The following is a 23,120-nucleotide window of genomic DNA, read 5'->3' on the forward strand; positions in this document are numbered from 1 at the left end:
CTGTCGGGAATGGTCGTGCGCGTCTGGCCGGTCATGCGCAAGGGCTTTGGGCGCCGCGGGCTGGCCGGACTGATTTCTGTCTGCTGCCTCGGGACCGCCGCACAGGCGCAAGCCGTCGAGGTGGACAACATGCGGCTGTGGTCGGCTCCGGACCACGTCAGGCTGGTGTTCGACATGTCGGGACCGGTCAATGCCAATATCTTCACCCTCGACAATCCCGATCGTGTCGTCATCGACCTCGACAGTACCGATCTGGATTTCGACCCCGACAAGCTCGACCTGGACGACAGCGCCATTTCGAAGGTGCGGACCGGCGTGCGCGAGAGCGGCGGGTTGCGCGTCGTGCTTGATGTCAGCCGCTCCGTCGTCCCCAAGAGCTTCACGCTGCCGCCCAATGATCAGTACAGCGACCGGCTGGTGGTCGATCTCGATTACCCCGGTGTCAGCGCGGTCAAGGATCCCATCGATCCCATCGAAGCGATGATTCGCGATCAGGAGATTGCTGCGCAACGGGCACAGACCGAAGCCGTCGCCGAAGGCAACCCGCGGGAAGCCGAAACGGTGGCTTCCGCCGTCGAGGCGCAGCCGCATCCCAAGCGGGACATCATTGTCGCCGTCGATCCCGGGCACGGTGGCGAGGACCCGGGGGCGATGGGCCCCCACAACACTCGGGAAAAGGATGTCGTGCTCCAGATCGCACGCAAGGTGAAGCAGCGTTTCGATCAGACGCCGGGGTTCAAGGCGTTCCTGACTCGGGACAGCGACTATTACATCGGCTTGCGTCAGCGTACCTTGATCGCCCGGCAGCAGAAGGCGGACTTCTTCGTCTCGGTCCACGCCGATGCGGTTCGCAGCAGCCAGCCCTACGGTAGTTCGGTCTACGCGCTATCCCAGGGCGGGGCAACGTCGGAAACCGCACGCTGGCTGGCGGCGAGCGAGAACCAGTCCGACCTGATCGGGGGCGTCGACGGCAACTTGAGCCTCGACGACAAGGATGAAGTGCTGCGTGGCGTGCTGCTCGACCTGACGATGACCGCGACGATGAACGATTCTCTGGCGACTGGCGGGCAGGTGCTCGATCAGTTGGGGCGGATCAACAAGCTGCACAAGTCGAGCGTCGAGCAGGCGGGCTTCGTGGTGCTGAAATCGCCGGACATCCCGTCGCTGCTGGTCGAGACCGGCTTCATCTCCAACCCGCGCGAAGAGGCGCAGCTCAAGTCGTCGGCGCACCAGGCCAAGCTGGCCCAGGCGATCTACGACGGCATCGTGGCCCATTTCCGCCAGCATCCGCCGCCCTCGAGCCTGCTGGCCTGGCAGCGTGATCAGGGCCGCGGCAGTGCCGGCAACGAGTATCGTGTCCAGAGAGGCGATTCGTTGTCCCAGGTGGCGGCCAGCCATAACATCAGCATGAAGGCGCTGAAGCAGGCCAATGGGCTGGATAGCGATATCTTGCGGGTAGGGCAGGTGTTGACCATCCCATGAGTGTCTCCAAGGCTTTCTATACGATAGCGGCAGGAGAGTGTCGATGACCGAGGTATCACGCATTCGCATTCTCGATCCCCGCCTGGCCAACCAGATCGCCGCGGGGGAGGTGGTCGAGCGGCCGGCCTCGGTGGTCAAGGAGATCGTCGAGAACGCCATCGATGCCGGCAGCCAGCGTATCGAGGTCGAGCTCGAAGCGGGCGGCTCACGGTTGATCCGTGTGCGTGACGATGGCGTCGGCATCGGCGAAGGCGACCTGCCGTTGGCGCTATCCCGGCACGCTACCAGCAAGATCGCCTCGCTCGACGATCTCGAGGACGTCTCCAGCCTGGGCTTCCGCGGCGAAGCGCTGGCATCGATCAGCTCGGTATCGCGCCTCGAGCTGATCTCCAACGCCAACGAAGATCCCGCCGGCGGCTGGCGAGTGGTCGCCGAAGGGCGCCAGATGGAGCCGCGGGTCACGCCAGCGCCGCATCCTCGCGGCACTTCGGTGCTGGTTCGCGATCTGTTCTTCAATACGCCGGCGCGGCGCAAGTTCCTGCGCACCGAGAAGACCGAATTCGGTCACGTCGAGGAGGCCTTTCGGCGTCTGGCGTTGTCCCGTTTCGATATTACCTGGCTGCTGCGTCACAACCAGAAGGTCGTCCATCAGCTGCCTGGCGTGGCTGCGGATCAGGCCGGTCGGGAGCGGCGTATCGGTGCAATGCTGGGCAAGCGCTTCCTGAACGAGGCCCTGCACGTCGACCTGGAGGCCACGGGGCTCCGGCTGTGGGGCTGGGTCGGCGAGCCGACCTACTCCCGTGCGCAGGCCGATCAGCAGTACTTCTTCGTCAATGGCCGCATCGTCAGGGATCGCCTGGTCGCCCACGCCATTCGCCAGGCCTATCGCGACGTGATGTTCCATGGCCGGCATCCGGTGTTCGTGCTCTATCTCGAGCTCGATCCGCGAGTGGTGGACGTCAATGTGCATCCGACCAAGCATGAAGTGCGCTTTCGCGACGGCCGCCTGGTTCATGATTTCCTGTTCTCGAGCCTGCATCGCGCGCTGGCATCGGTGAAGCCCAACGGGGCGACGACGGAAGGGAAGGGCGCGGAGCCGGCGGGTGAAGCGGCCGGCGACGAGATCGGCGCGCCAGCTCGGCAACCGTCCGAGGGGCAAGCCTATCCCGCGGCGGCCTACGATTCGCCCAGCTGGCAGCAACAGCGCATGCCGCTGGCCGGGCAGCATGCGGCCGGCGGAGGCCAGCCGGAACAGGGTCGGCCGGGCGCCCAACGCATTCGCGAATTCATGGCCGGCTACCACGCGCTGCATCCGGAGCACGAGTCGTCACTCCTGACGCCGCGTGATGGTCGCGCTGACGCCCCGGGGGGCGAGGCGGCCGATGTGGCGCTTCGGGAGCGCCCGGCGGCATCGCTGACGACGCTAGCCGCTGATATAAAAGCCCCGGACGATACCCAGGCGCCGCCGTTGGGCTATGCCGTGGCGCAGCTGCATGGCGTCTACATTCTGGCCCAGACTGAACGCGGGATGGTCATCGTCGACATGCATGCCGCCCACGAGCGCATCGTCTACGAACGCATGAAGCAGCAGATTCATGCCGGCGCGCTCGATGCACAGCCGCTGCTGGTGCCGGTCTCCATGGCGGTCAGTGCCGGCGAGGCCGAAGTCGCCGATCAGGAGCGGGAAGCCTTTGCCCGGCTGGGTGTGGTGCTCGACGCCGCCGGCCCCGAGACGCTGTTGATCCGTCAGGTACCGGCACTGCTGGCGGATGCGGATATCGAGCCGCTGATACGGGACATGCTCGGGGACCTCGAGCGCTTCGGGCGTTCCGATCGTCTTGAGACCCGGATCAACGAGCTGCTCAGCACCATGGCCTGCCACGGTAGCGTGCGTGCCAATCGACTCCTGACGCTACCCGAGATGAATGCGCTGCTACGCGACATGGAGCGTACCGAGCGTAGCGGGCAGTGCAATCACGGGCGCCCCACCTGGACCGAAATGTCGATGGCGCAGCTCGACAAGCTGTTCCTTCGCGGTCAGTGAACGAGGATGCCAGTGAACGAAAGCGATGATCGCGTGCGCGACGAACCTCTCGGCCAGCGGGAACACGATGGCTCTAAGCGAGATGGCCGCCCGCTGGCGATACTGCTGCTCGGCCCGACGGCCGCTGGCAAGACCGACAGCGCGATCGCGCTGCATCGGCGCTTCGGTGCGGAACTGATCAGTGTCGACTCCGCGATGGTCTATCGCGGCATGGACATCGGCACGGCAAAGCCGTCACGGGAGGAGCTGGCAGCGGCGCCGCACCGTCTGATCGACATTCGTGACCCGGCCGAGGTCTATACCGCCGCGGACTTTCGTCTCGATGCGCTGCGTGAAATGAAGGCGATCACGGCCTGCGGCAAAACGCCGCTGCTGGTGGGTGGCACGATGATGTACGCCAAGCGCCTGGTCGAAGGCGTGGCGACCATGCCCGGCGCCGATCCGGCCATGCGGGAACAGCTCCGTCTGCGCGGTGAGCGCGAGGGCTTCGAAGCGCTGCACGCCGAGCTCGCCGAGGTCGATCGGCAGGCCGCCGCTGCCATCCATCCACGCAATCGTCAGCGCCTGATTCGTGCGCTGGAAGTCTACCGGCTGAGCGGTGTACCGCTCTCCGAGCACTGGCAGCGCCAGCAGCGTGAAAACTTTCCGTGGCGACTGTTGTCCATAGCTCTCGCGCCTGCCGAGCGTCATGTCCTGCATGCACGTATCGCCCAGCGCTTCGATGCCATGCTTGCTGGAGGATTCGTGTCAGAAGTGGCTACATTGAAACAGCGCGGCGACCTTCATGCGGATCTGCCGTCGATGAAGAGCGTCGGTTATCGGCAGGCATGGGAGTACCTCGATGGCGCCTGCGATCACGACGGACTGCGCGAACGGGGTATTGCCGCTACGCGCCAGCTGGCCAAGCGGCAGTTGACCTGGTTGCGGCGCTGGCCCGATCTTCATTGGGTGGATAGCTGCGCGCCGGATGTGGGCGAGCGGATTGCGAAAATCGTGCGTGACCACGGCAGTTAGCGTAAAATGGCGGGCTTCGTCCAGACCTATACTCGCGGCGTTGCGATGCCGCCGGTGTGATGCCGAGTCAGAACGAATCGCCGCCCAACTAAAACAGCACTACTCATAACAGTATTAGGGAGAGCAACATGTCCAAAGGACAGTCCCTTCAGGATCCGTACCTGAACATTCTGCGCAAGGAGCGCATCCCGGTTTCCATTTTTCTGGTCAACGGCATCAAGTTGCAGGGACAGATCGAGTCGTTCGATCAGTTCGTCATCCTGTTGCGCAACACCGTCAGTCAGATGGTCTACAAGCATGCCATTTCGACGGTTGTGCCGTCCCGTAACGTCCGGTTGCCGCCGCAGGATCCTACCGCTGCACCCGGACTCGATAACTAATCGAGAGGTAGTGATTGTTTTTCGAACGTCCCGACGCCGGCGAAACGGCGATTCTGGTCCATGTGGACTTTCAGGACGAGCATGAGCGCGAAGATCCGGGTGAACTCCTGGAGCTGGTGCGCTCTGCCGGGGCGGAGTCGGTTACCCTGATTCAGGGTAGTCGGCGCCGCCCCGACCCTCGTTCTTTCATCGGCAGTGGCAAGCTCGAGGAGGTCAAGGCCGCACTCGAGACCCACGGTGCCGAACTCGTCATTTTCAACCATGCCCTGTCTCCGTCCCAGGAACGCAACCTCGAGCGTGCGCTCAAGTGTCGTGTGCTCGATCGGACGGGGCTGATTCTCGATATCTTCGCGCAACGCGCGCGGACTCACGAAGGCAAGCTCCAGGTCGAACTGGCTCAGCTCGAGTACATGTCCACCCGGCTGGTGCGGGGCTGGACCCACCTCGAGCGCCAGAAAGGCGGTATCGGTCTGCGTGGCCCGGGGGAGACCCAGCTCGAGACCGACCGACGCCTGCTGCGTGAGCGCATCAAGTCGATTCACAAGCGTCTCGAGAAGGTCCGCAAGCAGCGCGACCAGAATCGGCGCGCCAGAGCGCGGGCGGAAATCCCCAGCGTTTCGCTGGTGGGTTACACCAACGCCGGCAAATCGACGCTGTTCAATGCGATCACCTCGTCCGAGGTGTACGCCGCCGATCAGCTCTTCGCCACGCTCGATCCGACACTGCGTCGCCTCGACGTGCCGGATGTCGGCGAGGTCGTGCTGGCGGATACGGTCGGCTTCATCCGGCATCTGCCGCACAAGCTGGTCGAGGCCTTCCGGGCCACGCTGCAGGAAGCGACCGAGGCCAGCTTGATCGTCCATGTGATCGACGCTGCCGACCCGGACCGCGAACTCAACGTGGCTCAGGTCGATAGCGTGCTGGCCGAGATCGATGCTGACGACGTGCCACGGCTGTTGGTGATGAACAAGATCGACCTGCTGGGAACATCGCCGCGGATCGAACGTGACGAACAGGGCTTCCCGCAGGTCGTGTGGCTGTCGGCGCGTGACGGCGAAGGCCTGGAACTGCTGCGCGAAGCGCTCGGGGAATGGCTGGCCGAGGATATCCTCGATATCCGCTTGACGCTGACGCCCGAGCAGGGTCGACTACGAGCGGCGCTGCACGAGTTGCAGGCCGTGCAAAACGAAACGTTCGACGAGCACGGTCGCTCGAATCTGGAGATTCGCTTGCCCCGGCGAGAGTTTATGCAGATGATGGCTCGCTTGGGCGAACGCGCCGACGATTACTTGCCCACCTCGGAAAAAACGCCGGTTGCCGATTGGGAACGGGTTTGAGGTGAGGAAAACTACGCAGGGAGCTTCGTGGTCTGGCGAGCAGATCCGAGCGATGCAGGGTGACAAGGGATTCGACATCAGTCCGAACCAGCCCTTTGCACGTCAGTGCAACGCCACGGCGGCTCATGCTCCCGATGCCATGCGTAATGCTTTGGCCTGACGCAACGCTTTGACTGCATCATTGGAGACTAGGTATGGCTTGGAATGAGCCTGGTGGTGGCAACAACCAGCAGGACCCCTGGGGCGGCGGAGGGGGCCGACGCCCGAGTGGTAATGGTGGCAACAACGGCGGTGGCAATCAGGGGCCACCGGATCTCGATGAAGCGCTGAAGAAGTTTCAGGACAAGATCAATCGTCTGCTGGGCGGTCGCGGCAAGCGTTCCGGTTCTGGCGGCGATGGTTCCAGCGGCAGCAATGGTGCCGGTGGCAAGCGCAACCCATTCATATTGCCGATTCTGGTATTGATCGTTGCGGTCGTGATCTGGGCCGGGTCCGGTTTCCATTTGATCGATCAGTCCGAGCGCGGTGTGGTGTTCCGGCTCGGCAAGTACACCGATACCTTGAATCCCGGTCTGCACTGGAATCCGCCGATCATCGATCGCGTGGATAACGTCAACGTGACCAGCATCCGCTCTGCGACGCAGACGGATTCGATGCTGACCAGTGACGAGAACATCGTTCGCGTCAGCGTCTCGGCGCAGTATGTGGTGAGCGATTCGCATGCGTTCCTGGTCAACGTCAACGAGCCGGAGATGACGCTGCAGAACGCCATGGACTCGGCATTGCGCCAGGAAGTGGGCAACATGCATCTGCAGGAAATCCTGACCACCGGTCGTGACCGACTGGGGCAGCGGGTCTTCGAGCGGTTGACGGCCTACATGGATGCTTACGGTACCGGCCTGCGTCTGCAGACGGTCAACGTCGAATCGACCGCGCCGCCGGATCAGGTTCAGAACGCCTTCGACGATGTCATTCGTGCCCGGGAGGAGCGCCAGCGCTCTATCAACCAGGCCAACGCCTATAGCCAGGCCGTCGTTCTCGAGGCCAAGGGTCAGCAGCAGCGTCTCATCGAGGAGGCCAATGGCTACAAGGCCGCTTCGGTATCCGATGCCATTGGTCAGACCAATCGCTTCAATTCCCTGCTGAGCGAATATCGGCAGGCGCCGGATGTGACGCGTCAGCGTCTCTATCTGGAAACCATGAGCCAGGTACTTGCCAAGACGCCCAAGGCGCTCGTCGACCTGGGTGATAGCAATGCGGTGACCGTACTGCCGCTCAATCAGATGCAGGCCGGTGGCAACAGCAGCCAAAGCGACTCGTCGTCGATGAGCATGCAACAGCTTGAACAGATTTCACGGCAGGTGATCGATCAGATGAACAGTGGCTCGCAGCAGCCGACACGTAGTTCCAGCCTGCGGGAGGGTCGCTAATGTTTAATAATCGCGCCCTGATTGGCGTCATCATCCTGGCATTGCTGGCCTGGTTTGCCAGCGCCAGCTTCTACGTCGTCAACGAAACCGAGCGGGCCATCAAGCTGCGTTTCGGTGAGGTGATCGAAAACGACATCGGCCCCGGCCTGCACTTCAAGCTGCCGGTATTCAACACGGTGCGAATCTTCGATGTGCGTGTGCAGACGGTCGATTCCAGCGCGACGCGCTACCTGACGGCGGACTCCAAGGCGGTGATCGTCGACTCGTTCGTGAAGTGGAAGATCGCCGATCCTCGGCAGTTCTACGAGGCCACGCGTGGCAACATCCAGGTCGCCGAGAACCTGATCGCGCCGCGAACCGACGAAGCATTGCGTAACAAGTTCGGCCAGACCGAGATGTCCTCGATCATCCAGGAACGAATCGCGGCAGAGAGCGACAATCAGGAACTGGTCGGCGAGGACAAGGGTGCCGATACCGTCGAAGGGGCTCGGGAAGAGCTGATGGTCGAGCCGGTACAGCAGCTCGACCAGGCGATGCGCGACGAGTTGGGTGTCCATATCCTCGATATTCGCGTCAAACGGATCGAGCTGCCCCCCGAGGTGACTCAGGCAGTTTACGAGCGCATGAATTCGGAGCGGGAGCAGGCGGCGAGGACCTATCGTGCGGAAGGTTCCCAGCAGGCCGAGGCGATTCGTGCCGACGCCGATCGTCAGCGCCAGGAAATCCTCGCCAACGGTCGCCAGGAAGCGGAGACCACGCGCGGTGAGGGTGATGCCCAGGCAGCGCAGATCTATGCCAGCGCTTATCAGCAGGCACCGGACTTCTTCTCGTTCTATCGTACGCTGCAGGCCTATCGCGACAGCTTCAACGGCGAAGGGAAGGATCTGCTGGTGTTGAGCCCGAACGACAGCGACTTCTTCCGCTACCTGAAGGACGCGACGCCTGCCGAGGCTCCGGCGCCATGAGGGTCGAGCGGATGAATGACACCGCCATCTAGGAAATCGAACGCCCGCGGGATTTCCCCGCGGGCGTTTCGTGGTACTATTGCCTAGCCGGGTTTAGCCCGGCTTTTTTGTGCGGCCTGTTTTTGCGCAATCACGTCTTCATACGATCAAGTCTTTGCGCAATGCACCCGCCTCGCAGCGCTCCGGCTGCAACTATCACGGGATGGCGAAGCTGGTCTTTGCCTCCGATCTTTACCGAATTACCGCTGGGCAGGAAAAGCTCATGACGATCGCTGACCGCTGGTTGCTACCCGACGGCATGGATGAAGTATTGCCGCCGCAGGCAACCCGGATGGAGGAGTTGCGTCGGACGCTGCTCGACCTGTACGACCGCTGGGGCTACGACCTGGTCATGCCGCCGCCGGTCGAATTTCTCGATTCGCTGCTGACCGGTACCGGCACCGATCTGGATCTGCAGACGTTCAAGCTGACCGATCAGTTGACCGGACGAATGATGGGCGCCAGCGCCGATGTGACGCCTCAGGTCGCGCGCATGGATGCCCATTCGCTGAAGCGTCAGGGTCCCGTGCGTCTGTGCTATTGCACGACGGTGCTACGGGCCAAGGCCGACAAGCATCAGGGCGGCCGCAGCCCCATGCAGGTTGGCGTCGAGCTCTTCGGCCACGCTGGGCTGGATGCCGATATCGAAGTGTTGAGGCTGGCGCTTTCCAGCCTCGAGGCGGCGGGCGCCAAGGAGATCCACCTGGCGCTGAGCCATACTGCGATCTACCGCGAGCTGGTACGTGCCGTCGACTGGAGCGATGACGTCGAACGAGCGCTGTTCGATGCCATCGAACGCAAGGCTTACATTGTCATCGACGAACTGGTGGCCGCCAATGTCGGGGACTCCAAACTCGCGCGGATGCTCAGCGAACTCCCGCGGTTGCATGGCGGGGCGGAGATTCTGGAACATGCCCAGCAGGTATTGGCCGAGGCGCCGGGAGCCGTTCTGGACGCGCTCGATCAGTTGATGCGGCTGCATCGCGGCGTCGTTGCCGAGCATCCCGAGGTATCGTTCTACTTCGACCTCGCCGAGCTGCGCGGTTACCAGTACCACACCGGGATGGTGTTCGCCGCCTACGTGCCGGGATACGGCCAGGCGTTGAGCAAGGGCGGCCGTTACGACGATACCGGCCAGGCCTTTGGCCGTGCTCGCCCGGCCACTGGATTTTCCATGGATCTCAAGCAACTGGCGACCTTGGCCGAACGAGAGCCGCCAACCAATGGCATCTGGGCACCGAACCAGACGGACGCCGCGCTCAATGAGACCATCAATCGGCTACGGGCCCAGGGAGAGCGCGTGATCCAGGCGCTGCCCGACCAGCGGACCGGTCCCGAGTCACACCGCTGCAATCGTCATCTGGTGCTTCAGGATGGCGAGTGGCGTATCGAGCCGCTGAATTGAGCCAACGCTGTCAGAACCTGTTCACAGACGCCAGCGTGGATACAGCAAATGGATCGCGACGAACGACCGGATCGCGACGGGTTGATCAAGAGACGAGAGCAATGGGCAAGAACGTAGTCGTATTGGGTACTCAGTGGGGCGATGAGGGCAAGGGCAAGGTCGTCGACCTGTTGACCGAGTCCGCCAGTGCCGTGGTGCGATTCCAGGGCGGGCACAATGCCGGCCATACGCTGGTGATCGACGGCGAGAAGACGGTTCTGCATCTGATTCCTTCCGGCGTGTTGCGCGACGACAAGATCTGCGTGATCGGCAATGGCGTCGTGCTGTCGCCGGAAGCGTTGATGGAGGAGATCAAGGAGCTGGAGGCCAAGGGCGTGCCGGTGCGCGAGCGTCTGCGTCTGTCGCCGGCCTGTCCTCTGATCCTGCCTTACCACGTGCGCCTCGACCAGGCGCGTGAAAAGGCTCGCGGCATTGCCAAGATCGGCACGACCGGACGCGGCATCGGACCGGCCTACGAAGACAAGGTCGCGCGTCGCGGCCTGCGCCTGGGCGACATCCTGCACCGTGAACGTTTCGCCTCCAAGCTGGGCGAGGTGCTCGATTATCACAACTTCGTGTTGACCCGCTATCACGGTGAACCGGCCGTCGACTTCCAGGAAGTGCTGGATCAGGCGATGGGCTTTGCCGAAGAGCTGCGCCCCATGGTCTGCGACACGGTCTCCCTGGTCCACGATATCCGCAAGTCCGGCGAGAATATCCTGTTCGAGGGCGCTCAGGGCTCGTTGCTGGATATCGACCACGGTACCTACCCCTATGTCACTAGCTCCAACACGACCGCTGGCGGCACGGCGACCGGCTCCGGGGTCGGCCCGCTTTACCTCGACTACGTGCTGGGCATCACCAAGGCCTACACCACGCGTGTCGGCTCCGGCCCGTTTCCCACCGAGCTGTTCGATGAGTTCGGCCGGCACCTCGCCGAGAAAGGGCACGAGTTCGGGGCAACCACTGGCCGCGCGCGTCGCTGCGGCTGGTTCGACGCCGTGGCGCTGCGTCACGCGGTGCAGATCAACTCGGTCTCCGGCATCTGCCTGACCAAGCTCGATGTGCTCGACGGGCTCGAGAATATCCGCGTCTGCGTCGGCTATCGCAGCAAGGATGGCGAAACCATCGACAACCCGGTCGATTCCGAAGGGTACGAAGTGATCGAGCCGCTCTATCACGATCTGCCGGGCTGGAACGAATCCACCATCGGGGTGCGTAGCGTCGAGGATCTACCGGCGAATGCGCGCGCGTATATCGCCTTCCTGGAAGAAGAAGTCGGTACGCCGATCGATATCATCTCTACCGGCCCCGACCGTAACGAGACGATCGTGCTGCGCAACCCGTTTGATTGATCGCTCGCGCTGAGCCGCTCGTCGAAGCAATCGGACGGTGAAGTCATCGATCGGTGAAACAGTCGGTCGGTGGAGCAGTCGATCGATGACAGAAGATGGCCCGCTGCCCTGGCAGCGGGCCATCTTCGTTCAAGGGAGGGGAGTGGGCCTCTTCGCCAATGACAGCAACGCCGTTGCCGCCATGGCCGAGTCACGATCAGGGTCCTGTACCCAGCGCTGGAAGAGCGGTCCGATACGGCCCTTGTCTTGCAGCAGGCTATTGTCTTGCAACAAGCTGTCGTCTCGCAGCAGATGATGACGCGCTGCCATCACCAGGTTGGGGAGCGCAATGGCGGAATCGAAACCGTGAAGTTCCTGATACGACCAGTCATCGGGATTAGCCGCATGATCGGCGACCCAGCGGTAGGCGGCGGCCAGACGCGCCCGGTCCGCTTCCTCCTCGGGCCAGGTCAGCCCTAGCGCCGAAGCTTCGCGAAGCAGTACTGACCAGGCTGCCAGATTGAAATTGGCATAGTGCCATGGGCGGGTGCGCTCCAGCTCCAGCGGTTGGCGCCCGTCGGGTTCGAACTGCGTCTCCAGGCGGTCCAGCACTTCATGCAGCTGGCGCTTGGCCAGTGCCGGGCGATCGACGAAGCGGGCAAAGGCCACGACCTGCGCATCGTACCAGGTGCCGTGGTTGTTGCGCTTGGCGTGTTCCTTCCGGCCGTTCTCGCTCGTCAGCATCCAGTCCAGATAGTCGCCGTACCACTGTTTCAGTTGGCCGAACGTTTCGTCGGTCAGCGCGGGGGAGGGCTTCAGGTGCCGGATCGAATCGGATAGGCCGATCAGCAGCCGACTTTCGATGATGCCGATTCCACGCCCTTCGACCCGTCCCGGTATGGCCTGGGCGTAGCGCAGGTTAGGCGCCATCCGTGTCTCGGGAGCAATGAACCAGTGGCGTAGTTGCGCCACGGCACGTTGGGCATAGCGCTCGTCACCGGTGAGGCGGTAACTCCAGGAGAGCACGTTGACGGTGTCGATGAAATCGATCAACCGCTGCTTGTCGGTTGCATCGCCGAGCGTCGCTTCGTTGTATTCGCCATCACGCCGCACATAGGGCAGGCCGTCATCACTGTCCGGGTCCGGCCACCAGTAGGGCGCAAAGCTGAAGTAATCGTGTGCGTCTTCGCTGGCCGGTAGCCGGGTTTTGTTCACCACGCTGTAGAGCGGTTTCCGGCGTTCGCTCTCGGCTCGGTCGATGACGGCCGAAGCCGCGATGTCCGTCGCGGCCTGGGGGATCGTGGTTCCAGCTGTTGCCACCGGCGCCAGCATCGGGAGTGTCAGCGCGGTGAGTACCAGTGCCAGCGCCTGTCGTCGGCGATATCGGATCATGTGGAGGATGCATCCCCGGCAGCGGTAGCCGCCTCGGGATTCTCCAGCAGGTCCTGGAGGGTATCGATCGCGGTTTCGCTGTCGCCTTCCATGACACCGTCGAGCCAGATCATCGCCTGCTGCTGATTGACGAACTCGACGCCCCGCGTTTGCAGAAAGGCCTGAGCCAGTGAGATGCGAGCGGAGCGGTGCCCCTGACGTGCGGCATCGACCAGCAGTTCCGCGCCCTTGTGGGGATCCCGCGGCAGTACCTCTCCGCTGAGATAGGCGCGTCCGAGTGCGGCCTCGGCGCCGGCGTGGCCAGTCTCGGCGGCGGCGGTCAGCAGTTGCTTGCCCTTGTCGATGTCCTGAGTGACGCCACCCTGGCCTTCGAGATAGGCCGAGCCCAGCGCCGCTTGCGCGGAGGCATTGCCATTGCTCGCCGAGCGGGAGAGCCAGCTCACGGCTTCGTCGGCGTCCGGATCGACGCCGTTGCCTTCGAGATAGGCCAGCCCCAGGACGCGCTGGGCGTTGTCGTCACCGCGTTCCGCTGCCCGGGAGAGATAGCGCACGCCACGCTCCGGGTCCGCGGTGACGCCATTGCCGTTGAGATAGGCTTCGCCGAGCGTCACGCCGGCAGAACCATGTCCAGCGTTGGCCGCGCGGGTCAGCAGTCGGACGCCGCGTTGCGGGTCGGCGGGGATGCCATCGCCGGTCAGCAGCATTTGACCGAGATCGGCCTGGGCTCCGACATGGCCGGCGGCGATCGCTTGTTCGAAATAGCCTGCGGCGCGCCTCTTGTTGACGCCGACCCCCAATCCTTCCGCATACATCTGGCCAAGCGAGGCCGTCGCGCCGGGATGACCTGCATCGGCGGCTTTCGTCAGCCATTGGCGCGCGCTGGCGTAGCTGGCGCGGACGCCCTGTCCGCGTAGATAGGCCCGGCCCAGATCCGCCATGGCGGGGACTTCGCCCATATTGGCAGCGCGGATCAGGTCTTCGATATTGCCTTGCTCGCCGCTGGCACGGTAGGTACGTGCCAACGCCTGTCGTGCCGATGGGTGGCCCGCACGCGCGGCCCGCTGAAGCCACAGTTCCGAGCGGTTCAGGTTCGGCGGCACGCCGACGCCCTCGCGGTAGGCGCGACCGAGCACCACCATGGCGTAGTCGTCACCTTGATCAGCGGCTTCTTCGAGCAGTTTCACGCCCTGGCGGCTGGCACCGGGGAGCTTGCCCTCCAGGTAACCTTGGCCGAGCCGCGTCTTCGAGGTGGTGTCGGTGGGATCCTGTTCGACGGCACGGCTCAGCCACTGTTGCGCCTTGGCCGGATCACGCTGTAGGCCGGTGCCATCCATGTAGGCGATGCCCAGGGCCCGTGCGGCGCCGCTCTGTTTCTGATTGGCAGCGTCAGTCAGCAGCGCAACGCCCTGAACCGGGTCGGCGGGCATGCCTTCCCCCTTGAGATAAGCCTCGCCCAGGCGAGCGGTGGCGTAAGGATGGCCGAGCCGATTGGCGCGCTTGAGATACTCGACGCCGCGCTGCGGCTGGGCCTGGACCTTGTCGCCATCGAGATAGACGTTGCCCAGCAGGGCGAGAGCGTAGGCGTCGTTGTGCTGGGCGGCTTGCTCCAGCAGTTGAATGCCTCGCTGGGGGTCTTCGGGTAACACCTCGCCGTCGAAATGGGCTTGCCCCAGGCTGCGAGTAGCGTCGAGCTGGCCCTGCTCCGAGGCTTTGGTCAGCCATTTTTCGGCGAGCGCCGGATCGGCTTCGACCTGGCCTTCGCCCAGATAGGCCTGACCCAGCCAGTAGGCGGCATCCACGTTGCCGGTTTGCGCTGCGCGTTCGAGCATGCTCAGACCTTCGGAGGGATCCTGCCGGTCGAGCAGCAGATGGCCGGCGGCGGCCAGCGCTTGCGGGTCGCCGCTTTCGGCTGCCCGGGTCAACCACTGCTGCTGACGCTCGGGTTGCGGCAGCAGGCCATCTTCGGCGTGGAGTCGCGACAGCGCGAGCATGGCATCGACATCGCCGCTCTCGGCGCGCGAGGTCATTGCCTGCGCATAACGCTCGGCATAGGCCCGTGCCCGGCTCGGGTCGTTGCCGAAAGCGCCGCCGGCGGCATAGTTTTCGGCCAGTGTCTCAAGGGCGCGCGGCTCGTTCTGGGCCGCTGCCTTTTCCAGCTGCTCGCGAGCGGCATCGACATCACGCGGCACGCCTTCGCCTGTCAGCTGCATCTCGGCGACCTCGATGCGAGCACTGGGGTTGCCGTCGTGGTCGATGGCCTGCTGGAACAGATTCCAGGCCAGGGCGGGATCCCGTTTGACGCCGTCCCCGGCGAGATAGAGCCGGCCCAGTTTCAGCGAGGCGTTGTCCAGTCCACTGAATTCATAGGGGACGGCCTGACGATAGTAGTGAACGGCCAGTTCGGGGTCGCGGGGGACGCCGGCGCCCTCATCGTAGATTCGTGCCAGCTCATAACGGGCTTCGGGGTGCGTCCGTGCCATGGGTTTGAGCAGCTCGATGGCTTTCAGGCTTTGGCCCTCGGCCTGCAGATTGCGGATGTATTCCATGCGGTTCCAGTCGGTCGAAGGCATCGACTCGACGTAGCGATGGGCAAACAGTGCCTGATCCTGGGCGGCAACGGTTTGCATGTCCTGTGTACCCTGGCCGGCGCAGGCGGTCAGCATTATGGCTGAAATCAAGACCGAGGCCAGGCCTGGCATGAATCGGTTGGTGGGCAGGCGTGACGGGGTCGGCAGGTCTGTGCGAATGGATGTCGTCATGCGAATCTCCTTTGGGTCGGAGCCGTTCCGTCCCTGGAACGGTCCTGGATCAGTGGATCGTCGGGTCCCGAGGCCGTGATAAGGCTCGAACTCGAACCTCGGGACGAAATCAGGCGTCGGGCTCGAAATCAGGCGTCGGGCTCGAACGTGGCGAGTTGCTGCTCTTCGGGTTCCGGCAGCGCACGAGGCTGGGCTGTCGGATCCATGAAGTAGAGGGTGACGTAGCCCCCGGCACTGCGGTTGTCGATGGGCCGCCTCTGGCTCACGTAACGAGAAATTCTCGGATCCTCGCGGTGCTGGAGATAGACCTCCATCCAGGCCAGGTACTGCTCGTCGTCCAGGAAGCCGTAGTACTGGGCGTGGGTCGCCAGATCCCCCAGCGCTGCCGGGTCGTCGAAGGTGTCCAGCGCAAACTGAATGGCATCGTCGACGGTATGACCGTCGTACTCGAAGTCGAACAGATCGTAGCCTTGGCGATAGGCCACCTGCATGATGTTGACGAGGTACAGCAGGGCATAGTTCTGATAGTGGCTGGCGCGTCGTCCACGAGCCATCTCGTGGGGCAAGGCTCCGCGTGGGGTCATGTCGCTGAGTGCCGAGTAGACGGCGCTGACGCCGAACTGGAAAAGCTCGTCGTCGTCCGTCAGCACGCCAATCATGCTGGCGTAGAGCGCCCGACGGTAGAAGTGGTTGTTGCAGCAGCTCGGGTCTCCGCCGCGGATGGACGAGTGCTGGTGTGCCAGCGTGTTGAGCCAGTGATTGATGCGCTCGATCGCGTCGGGGCGCTTGTCCGCCACGACCGGACGCACGATGGAGTAGGCCATGGCGGCGGCAAACATCATCGACTCGGTCGAGTACCAGCCCTGGGGTTCGAGACGGTCGTAATAGAACTGGCTCAATGCGTCTTGAGTCGCCCATTTGTCGAGAAACCGCACCAGGCAGTCGGCGTAGTAGTCATCCCCGGAGGCGACGTAGGCGCCAGCCAGATTGGAGACGGTGTCCTCGAAATCGAACAGTGGCTCGGAAGCCAGTTCCCAGGCCTGGGGTTGCGGATAATAGCCGGGGATCCGGATGACGCTGTCCAGTGCCGGCTTGGACAGTTCCTGTTGGCAGCTGGGGCCGGGCTCGAGCTGGTCACGGTTGTACTGCAGCAGATCGTTGTCCGTCTGCTGCAGCAAGGCCATGCGGGCCTTGACGTCGAAATAGGAGGCGTCGGGGTCGGTGACCGTATATTCCGACAGATCCAGTTTCTGGCGCTGTTCGTAGCTCATCGCCTGGGCCGAAAGCGCCAGCCCGGAGGCGGTCACGCCCAGTAGCATCGCGAGAGTGAGACGCAGGCCCACACGGCCTGCGAGTGACGTCCGTTTCATGAAAATCGACTCCTGTCGAAAGGATGGATCACGTCCTGGGGGTCATCAGGGTGAAGTCGGCGAAATCGACGACCTGGTGACGCGGTGTGCGCCAGTCGCTGCCGTGACCGCCAAAGAAGGTCGAGAACATCAGGCCGTCGATATGCACGTCTTCAGTGGTGCGATAGACGATGCTTCGCTGCTCGAGAACCGGTTGCCCATCGACCCAGACACGCGCGATGCCGTTGTCGCGGTCGGGATCGTTGAGCACGATCTCCTGCTCCACGCTGACCCACTGCCCCGGCGTGAAGTGCCATCGGCCACGGCCGACCGATTCGCCGTAGTCGGCGTCTTTATTGGCGACGTATTCGTAGAGCTCGCCCTGACCCTGCTTGCGCCACATGAAACGCATCGAGAAACCGTTCTTGCCAGTGACCTCGTCGCCGCCGGTGGGGCCGTCACCGCCGTAGAGGCCCGGCAACTTGCCACCTTTGACGAAGTCGAAGCCGGGTTGGAAGCGCACCTGGTAACGCAGGCAGGCGCGATCGGCCTGACGCAGCGCCGGCACCGGCATCACGAAGCCGGCGCCGCCCTCTGCGGCATCGCTGGGCGACGAGCTGCCTTGCGGGTAGCTGACACGCAGGGCGGGCGCGTCGAGTCCGCTCTCATCGTTGCTCAGCACCTGCAGGTTCTGTTCACCCCAGCGTCGCTCGGCATCGAGCCCGCTCTTGACCCAGGCCTTGGGATCCGCATTGGCCTGAATGTTCATGCCCGGGGCATGTACCGGGGCGTAGCGTGTCGAGCAGGCCGACACCTGTGGCTGGGTGAGATCACCGTCACTGGCGGCCTGCGCGGGCAGGGAGACGACAGTCAACGCGCCGGCGATCAGCGCCGCCGTGCCCGAAAGGCGCAATGAGCGGCGGTTGGCATTGTCGAGCTGGGATCGCGTCATGGTCATTTCCTCGGCAAGGTTCGTTTGCGATGGGTTTCGGTAGCGCTTCACGGTCGCTTCACGCGACGGCCAGTCGAAGGCTCAGTTCATGGCGCTTTTCATCCCGTCGGCGGCACTCGTCCACAGCGATTGAACACCCTGATACATGGCGCGGCCCGCCTGGTAGGTCCACTCCGCGGCCGTGTCGAGCATCGGCGCTTCGGTGAAGCGGACGTCGACCGGTGTACCCACGGCGCCGGCCGGCAACGTCTCTTCCGGTACCAGCAGCACGCTCGCCACGTTCTGCTGCTGGCGCACCCAGTCCGGGAAGCCGGCACGCGGCTGACGTTCGACATCGAGCGCGACGCTACGCACACGCGCGGGAATCGGCTCCGATGCGTTGGGCAGGGCGATATAGGCCTGCTGGTGGTTCTCGATATCGCCGATGTCTTCCATATGCACCAGCGCCTCGACCATGACGTCGTTGTTGTGGGTGCTGACCAGCGTCATGACACGATCGCCTTCGTTGACGTAGGTGCCGCCGGCAGCGCTGAGTGCCCAGGCCACTTCACAGTCACACGGGCTGTAGATGGTGTTGGCCGATACCCGCGCCTTGTAGGCATCGATACGCGAACTTTCGTAGTCGCGGGCCGTTTCGAACTGCTCCACCCGAGTCCTCGCGATTTCCGGCGACAGAGTCTCGTAACCCAGCTCGCCGTCTGCGGGGTTGGAGGATGTCGCCACGCTGACCTTGTGGTTGCCAGCATCGTCGAGGCTGTCCTGTAGGTTGTCGATCAGGCGCTTGTTGTAGTCGAACGAGGCTTGGGACAGCAGCAGATCGTTCTGGAGTTCGGCGTTATTGACCTGGATCAGTGGCTGGTCGCGCTCGACCTTGTCGCCGGCGTTGAGTTCCAGATCTTTCAACTGGCCGGCGCCGGGCGCCAGGATATCCGTTCGCGGCGCCGTCACCGCGGCAAAGCTCGGCTCGATCAGAAAGACGTTGCGATAGACCGTCGCGGCAACTGCCGCCGTCAAGACGCCCGCGGCGACGAGCAACGCCATATAGCGGAACATGGGAACGCGACGCTTGGGCTTGGTGGCCGGTGTCGCGACGTTGCCACGGCGCTTGCGGGGTGTCTGGGCATCCTGCGGGTCGACCAGACCATCGAGACTGACATGGCGTCCGCTCATCTGGGCGCGAATCACCCGGCGCAGGATATCGCGCTGGCGGGACTCCATCTGGGTGAATTCGAACGCGACGCGCTGTTGGCGCGCGTCGCCGATCTCGCGCAGTGGGCGTGCCATCGCGGGCAGGGCCAGTTCGACACCGCTGGCGGTCAGCATCAGCGCAACGGGGATCTCGCGTTGAAGCTCTAGATGCATCGAGGTCTCGGCGGAAAAGCCTCCCATCGAGAGATCGTGGCCCTTGACGACCCGATCATCCCCCAGACGAACGTTGAAGGGCATTTCGACGCGGACATGGCGGCGCTCGTCGCGGCGTTCATGGCGCAACTGGTCCGGGTCCCGGGGGGTGTCGTTGTCGTGGCCTGACAGGCGGTCATGATCTGACATGGTGATGTCTCCTTGAAATTCCCTGGCTACTGGCGGTTCTGGGCCAGCGCGTTTTCTTCCATGTGGCTGCCTTCGAGCGACAGCGATAGCGCCGTCAGCTGGATAGCGTGACCGGCAAGTTCAATCTGACAGGGCTGCTGGGCGTCACAGTCGAACTTGCCAGCGCTGGCGAGCGTGGTGTCGCCGGAACGGATCTGCGATGCGAGCCCGGTGCCGACCTCCAGCGTGGTCGGGGCGTCCGGGTCGCCATAGCCGTGAAGTCTGGTGCCGCGAATCCTGTCCAGCGAGGCGACCTGGTCGTTGAATCGGGCATCGATCCGGTAGTGGCCGGCCGGCAGATGAATACTGCCGCCCTCCGGTGCATCGGTCAGCGTCAGCGCGAGCCAGCGGTTGTCGGCGGCGTCTTCCTCGAGCGTCTCCGGCTGGGCGCCGGTCATCGCCGCGATCGACAGGCGATCGGCCGGGGCCATGATGCCGCCGAAGACGGCCAGCACGAATATCAGGCCACCTAAGTAGAGGGCGTGGATGAAATGGCCGCCCAGTCGCTGGCGACGGGCTGCGCGAGGATCGTCGGGCTCGCCGGCGGAAATGCCCTGGCGTGACCATTTCTGGCGGTTGAAGCGAAAGCTGACATAGGTCTTCAGGATCGCGCCGCTGAGCTGGTTGTAGTAGAGCATCGGCACCCACAGTGCGCTCCAGCGTCCGCGCTGCCAGGCCAGTACCAGGCTGGTCAGGCCGCGGGTCATCAGGATCCACAGCAGGTAGGCGAAGATGAACGATGGGCGCACGAACAGCGTCAGCATGATGGCAATGGTGGGGCCGATCAGCGTGGTCCACATGGAAAGCCGCTGGTCGACGAGGCTCCACCAGGTGAACCAGCCCATGCGGCTTGGCCCCAGTGCGATGGCACGGCCGTTGGTGCGCAGCATGTTGCCGAACCAGCGGCGCATCAGATCGAGTGTCGACTTGAAGAATCGACGACGCTCGGGCAACTCCTCGAAGCCGGTGACGTAGACATCCGGAAGGTAGAGCATCTTCCAGCGGTTCTTGAGCAGCCAGAACCAGGTCGACTTGTCATCGCCGGAGAGGAACTTGAAGTTGCCGAAACGCCAGTGCTCGACGTGGTCGTTCTCGACCAGCTCGATGAACTCGGGCTCCGTGGCGAGATCGGCACGAAACGCGCTGTAGCGGCCGGTCAGGACGAGCAGTCGCTCGGATACCGAGGTCGAGCTCATGACCAGGTGACGCTGGGCGTAGCGCAGGTCGTACCACTCCTTGGTCACGTCGTTGCCGATGACCACCGCGTTATTGTTGGTGGTGATCGCGCCCAGATCATCCTTGGCCAGAAAGAACGACAGCGAACGTTCCAGCGTGCCGGGTTCGATGCGGATGTCACCGTCCATGCTGACCAGCAGCGAGCGGTGTGTCGGCATGCAGCGGGAGATGGCGCGCAACACCTCGGCCATGGCCGAGCGTTTGCCATCACCTTTCTGGAACATGTAACGCACGCTGACGTTGTCGGGCCAGCCATGCTCCTCCATCACCTGGTCGATGATGTCGACATCGCTGCGATCGGCGATGGCGGCGAACAGCGTCGTCGGCACGCCATAATTCGCGGCATCACGAATCAGGGCGTCGTAGACGGCGAAAGTGACCTCGGTGTCGATCCGAAACGAGGTACACAGGATATAGAGCGCGTCCGGCGTCTCTCTGGCGCCGACGGCATCGGCCTCGGCCCGCAGCCGAGGAAACATGCGGCGGTTGTACCAGACGGAACGTACCGCCTGCACGAACCACCACGAGTAGCGCCAGGCCCCTATCAGGCCCACGGCGAAGATGAAGCTCTTCGAGCCGGGGTGAAAGACTTCGCCCGGCAGATGGGTCACCAGCAGCAGGGTCAGCGTCGCCAGCAGTAGGATGACCGTCGCTTCGGTCGCTACCGAGGCTTTGCTGGGCCTGGCACGGGTGTAGTTGATATGGCTCATCGGGATGTCCTTGGGGTCGTTCCTTGACGTCGTCCCTTGCCCTTGGGGTCGTTCCTTGACGTCGTCCCTTGCGCGTCTGCCGAATCCGCCTAGCAGACGCTAAGTTCCTGTAGACCCGTGCAATGGCACCGGCCTGAACCGTGATGGAAATCGGGGCGGCGGCGGTCACTGCCGCCGCCGACGGCAGCGCACGTTATAGCGTGTAGGCGATGCCCGGGCCGCTGCGCTCGGCCTGTGACGCCAACGGCGCGGGGGCCTCGGTGGGCTGGGAAATGCGCAGCGAGTCGGCGCGACCGACCGCGAAGTAGAGCAGGCCGGCGGCACGCACACTTTCCGGGTTGAACAGGTTGCGGCCATCGATGATCGCTGGCGTGGTCAGCTGTTCGCGCAGGCGGCGGAAGTCGACGGTGCGGAAAGCCTTCCACTCGGTGCAGATGACCAGCGCATCGGCGCCTTCGAGGGTGTTGTCACGACGTTTCGTCAGAACCAGGTCGTCCCGCTCGCCGTAAATTCGCTGACACTCCTTCATGGCTTCCGGATCGTAGGCACGAATCTTGCCGCCGGCTGCCCATACCGCTTCCATCAGCTCGCGACTCGGGGCTTCGCGCATGTCGTCGGTGTTGGGTTTGAACGCCAGCCCCCAGACGGCGATGGTCTTGCCTTGCAGGTCACCGTCGAGTGCTTGAGACAGCTTGGTGTAAAGGCTCGCCTTCTGGCGGTAATTGACGGCCTCGACCGCGTTGAGCAGTTCCGCCTCGTAGCCGACGCCGCTGGCGGTACGGGCGAGCGCCTGAACGTCCTTCGGAAAGCAGGAGCCGCCATAGCCGCAGCCGGGATAGATGAAGCTGTAGCCGATGCGCGGGTCGCTGCCGATACCCCGGCGCACGTTTTCGACATCGGCACCGAGTCGCTCGGCCAGATTCGACACTTCGTTCATGAAGCTGATCTTGGTCGCCAGCATGGCATTGGCGGCATACTTGGTCAGTTCGGCGCTGCGGATGTCCATGAACATCAGCTTTTCCTGGCGCCGGTTGTAGGGTGCGTAGCACTCGCGCATCAGCGGTTCGACGCGGGGGGAATCGCAGCCGATGATGATGCGTGCGCCCTGCGAGAAATCTTCGACGGCAGAACCTTCCTTGAGGAACTCGGGGTTCGAACAGACGTCGAAGGGGATGTCCACGTCGCGCTGCTGCAGCCGGCGGGAAATGGCGTCAGTGACACGGTCTGCCGTCCCTACGGGCACGGTGGATTTGTCGATGACCAGCTTGTACTCCTGCATGTGGGTAGCAATGGTATCTGCCACGCTGAGGACGTATTTCAGGTCGGCGCTGCCATCTTCGTCCGGCGGTGTACCTACGGCGATGAACTGCAGGGTGCCGAAATTGGCCGCCACTGCAGGGTCGGTGGTGAACAGCAGGCGTTCTTCGGCCACGTTCTGTTTGATCAGTGCTTCCAGACCAGGCTCATAGATAGGGACGATGCCGTTCTCGAGACCGGCGATCTTGTCGCTGTCGACATCCATGCACATGACTTCATCCCGCCTCATTCACGAGGGTGCTGATTGAGCGGTCTGAAGGTACTGACTGGTGGCATCGCTTATCAGGATCGGCTTCTTCAGCGCGAATAGCTGTTGAGTAATGCCAAAACGCTGAAATTTCCCCGC

At 63.5% G+C, this 23,120-nt stretch carries 15 protein-coding genes and 1 pseudogene; 9 read left to right on the forward strand and 7 right to left on the reverse strand.

The genetic code is table 11. The features are described from left to right. Positions 1-33: 33 nt before the first annotated feature. The 9 genes from R3F72_RS14400 (at position 34) to R3F72_RS14440 (ending at position 11,490) form a co-directional block, all read left to right on the forward strand. The gene (locus R3F72_RS14400) at positions 34-1,482 is read left to right on the forward strand and encodes an N-acetylmuramoyl-L-alanine amidase (RefSeq protein ID WP_442978354.1); all 1,449 of its coding nucleotides are present in this window, start codon (positions 34-36) and stop codon (positions 1,480-1,482) included. A 43-nt stretch (positions 1,483-1,525) separates the two neighbouring features. Then, the gene (gene mutL / locus R3F72_RS14405) at positions 1,526-3,526 is read left to right on the forward strand and encodes a DNA mismatch repair endonuclease MutL (protein ID WP_332779998.1); all 2,001 of its coding nucleotides are present in this window, start codon (positions 1,526-1,528) and stop codon (positions 3,524-3,526) included. 33 nt (positions 3,527-3,559) lie between these two features. After that, positions 3,560-4,540: a tRNA (adenosine(37)-N6)-dimethylallyltransferase MiaA gene (miaA, locus tag R3F72_RS14410; protein WP_332780006.1), complete on the forward strand. Its 981-nt coding sequence runs from the start codon at positions 3,560-3,562 to the stop codon at positions 4,538-4,540. Positions 4,541-4,668: 128 nt separating this feature from the next. Then, on the forward strand, positions 4,669-4,920 hold the full coding sequence (hfq, locus tag R3F72_RS14415; protein WP_087719342.1) for an RNA chaperone Hfq: 252 nt from the start codon (positions 4,669-4,671) through the stop codon (positions 4,918-4,920). A gap of 14 nt (positions 4,921-4,934) precedes the next feature. Next, the gene (gene hflX, locus R3F72_RS14420; RefSeq protein WP_087719341.1) at positions 4,935-6,257 is read left to right on the forward strand and encodes a ribosome rescue GTPase HflX; all 1,323 of its coding nucleotides are present in this window, start codon (positions 4,935-4,937) and stop codon (positions 6,255-6,257) included. Between the two features lie 194 nt (positions 6,258-6,451). After that, positions 6,452-7,687, forward strand: a complete 1,236-nt coding sequence (gene hflK, locus R3F72_RS14425; RefSeq protein ID WP_332779999.1) for an FtsH protease activity modulator HflK — start codon at positions 6,452-6,454, stop codon at positions 7,685-7,687. Beyond that, positions 7,687-8,652, forward strand: coding sequence for a protease modulator HflC (hflC, locus tag R3F72_RS14430; protein ID WP_087719339.1), 966 nt, complete (start codon positions 7,687-7,689; stop codon positions 8,650-8,652). Before hflK ends, hflC begins: the two co-directional genes overlap by 1 nt. 262 nt (positions 8,653-8,914) lie before the next feature. Then, positions 8,915-10,096 carry an ATP phosphoribosyltransferase regulatory subunit gene (locus tag R3F72_RS14435; RefSeq protein ID WP_087719409.1) on the forward strand — a complete coding sequence of 394 codons (1,182 nt, stop codon included), beginning with the start codon at positions 8,915-8,917 and terminating at the stop codon, positions 10,094-10,096. Between the two features lie 101 nt (positions 10,097-10,197). Then, entirely contained in the window at positions 10,198-11,490 is a 1,293-nt protein-coding gene (locus tag R3F72_RS14440) for an adenylosuccinate synthase (protein WP_303853382.1), read from the forward strand. Between the two features lie 129 nt (positions 11,491-11,619). Here the strand turns inward: R3F72_RS14440 and R3F72_RS14445 are convergent, their stop codons facing one another. The 7 genes and pseudogenes from R3F72_RS14445 to R3F72_RS14475 form a co-directional block, all read right to left on the reverse strand. Further along, on the reverse strand, positions 11,620-12,861 hold the full coding sequence (locus tag R3F72_RS14445) for an alginate lyase family protein (RefSeq protein WP_332780000.1): 1,242 nt from the start codon (positions 12,859-12,861) through the stop codon (positions 11,620-11,622). Continuing rightward, entirely contained in the window at positions 12,858-15,620 is a 2,763-nt protein-coding gene (locus R3F72_RS14450) for an SEL1-like repeat protein (RefSeq protein ID WP_332780001.1), read from the reverse strand. The genes R3F72_RS14445 and R3F72_RS14450 overlap by 4 nt, the downstream gene beginning before the upstream one ends. Positions 15,621-15,748: 128 nt before the next feature. After that, positions 15,749-16,990, reverse strand: a complete 1,242-nt coding sequence (locus tag R3F72_RS14455) for an alginate lyase family protein (protein ID WP_332780002.1) — start codon at positions 16,988-16,990, stop codon at positions 15,749-15,751. A gap of 28 nt (positions 16,991-17,018) precedes the next feature. Next, positions 17,019-17,921: a polysaccharide lyase gene (locus R3F72_RS14460; protein WP_332780003.1), complete on the reverse strand. Its 903-nt coding sequence runs from the start codon at positions 17,919-17,921 to the stop codon at positions 17,019-17,021. Positions 17,922-18,002: 81 nt separating this feature from the next. After that, a complete protein-coding gene (locus R3F72_RS14465; RefSeq protein ID WP_087719334.1) occupies positions 18,003-19,472 on the reverse strand; it encodes an HlyD family efflux transporter periplasmic adaptor subunit in 1,470 nt (489 codons plus the stop codon). Positions 19,473-19,498: 26 nt separating this feature from the next. After that, positions 19,499-21,457 (reverse strand): glycosyltransferase, encoded by a 1,959-nt coding sequence (locus R3F72_RS14470; RefSeq protein WP_332780004.1) that lies wholly within the window; start codon positions 21,455-21,457, stop codon positions 19,499-19,501. A gap of 193 nt (positions 21,458-21,650) precedes the next feature. Beyond that, positions 21,651-22,991: pseudogene (locus R3F72_RS14475) on the reverse strand (UDP-glucose dehydrogenase family protein); the annotation flags it as partial. Positions 22,992-23,120 lie beyond the last annotated feature (129 nt).

It is taken from the genome of Salinicola sp. 4072 (genome assembly GCF_036663415.1).
Lineage (GTDB): Bacteria > Pseudomonadota > Gammaproteobacteria > Pseudomonadales > Halomonadaceae > Salinicola > Salinicola salarius_A.